The 1,453-nt window shown below is 37.2% G+C and carries 3 protein-coding genes; all 3 read right to left on the reverse strand.

The window, feature by feature from the left end:
* Positions 1 to 247 (reverse strand): phage tail protein (locus tag ACIPNH_RS02620; RefSeq protein ID WP_400771567.1); only part of this gene is annotated, 247 nt, incomplete at its 3' end.
* 13 nt (positions 248 to 260) lie between these two features.
* Positions 261 to 587, reverse strand: a complete 327-nt coding sequence (locus tag ACIPNH_RS02625) for a head-tail joining protein (RefSeq protein WP_400771561.1) — start codon at positions 585 to 587, stop codon at positions 261 to 263.
* 95 nt (positions 588 to 682) lie between these two features.
* Positions 683 to 1,453: major capsid protein (locus ACIPNH_RS02630; protein WP_400771564.1), on the reverse strand; the 771-nt coding region annotated here is incomplete at its 5' end.

Consider the following 1,453-nt stretch of genomic DNA (forward strand, 5'->3'; position numbering starts at 1 on the left):
TTCTTGTTTTTTGTATCTTGCCAATTGTCGATGCTCTAATGTCATAGAGATTTGCTCTAATTAACACTTCTAATCTGCTAGTTTTTGCCTTAAAAATTCTTAATCTCTTTCTTATCAAACTTAACTTTATCTTCTTTTCCTTACTGATTTCCTTAGCTGCTTGCGCTTTTAACCATATTGCTGTTTTATTCAGTGCTTTTGCTACTACTAATTTGATTTGAGCTTCTTTTCCTCTGATATCACTTATTACCTGATTTACATTATGAAACACTTCCTTCTCCTACAGCTTGAATTTTCCATATTTTACTTGAAGAATCTTTTAACGGCGGTTCAAAAATCTTGTAGAACCTTTTTTCAATCTTGATATAATCACCTATGCTAAAGGAAGTAACGTCCTGATCACGTATTTCTACAGAAGCAATTTGCTGAGTTAATGCTCCATCTGCACCTAGAGAGTACGTAGTCTCAGGACGTTTTATTAGCACTTTTATTCTACGAATACCCTCCTTATTTCGATTACAATATATGGCTTCCACTCCTAGATGCTTAAAACAATCCTCCAATAATCGCTTAATATTCTCTTGCATATTTCTTTTTGATATACTAACCTTTACATGCTAAAAAGCGCATACCGGTAGAGTCGTTCTGTGCCTCACCACCTTGTAGTTACTCTACCAGTATGTTATGCTATAGTGACTTTGATTAATGTTCCTGGTCTATGGCACATTGGCAGAGGATTTGACTGCGTATGTAAATCAGTTCCTCTATCAAATCTTCTTGGCTCTTGTTTTGCATATAGTGGCTGTCCAAGAGTGTTTACTGTCTCATTAAAGTCTGCTGGTGCAAAGTATGTTGTAAATGTGCTTGCTGTTCCTAGTGGAAAACAGTGCCCTGTATCTTTCTCAATAAATCTTCTCACCGTTCCTTCAGGGTCAGTTGCTTGCCCTCTATATTCCTCAAATGTTATTCCACAGAACGTAAATCCTGACCTCATATCATTTCGAAGCGCTGCTCCTTCTTGCCATCTCTCGTATGCTTCTTTCACTTTAGTATGTGAAGTTAGTGCATCAAAAAACTCAGGGCTTACCAAGGCATGAATTCCAGTCATATACTCACCACTTAGATTATCTTCTATATGCCGGAGTACTTCCAGACACTTACGCTTTACATCTGTTGTTGCTGTTCCAAGGGCAAAATTTACTACTTTTGGTGTTATTTCAAATTCGTTGTACAGATTTAATAATTCTGACCCATCAGCATCTAAAATTATTCCTTTCAGCGCTCCCATTCGCAAATGCTCCAACGTTATTGCATGTTTATTTCTCATTAGCTGCAAATGGTCAGTTATTACATCTGCCAGCGCTTTCAGTTCACTTTCTGATCCAAATGCCCTTATTCCCTGTACTTCCTCTGGTAACACTACATCATCATGTGGAATATGTGGAATCGTAAA

The organism is Wolbachia endosymbiont of Drosophila barbarae (genome assembly GCF_044752445.1).
GTDB lineage: Bacteria > Pseudomonadota > Alphaproteobacteria > Rickettsiales > Anaplasmataceae > Wolbachia > Wolbachia pipientis.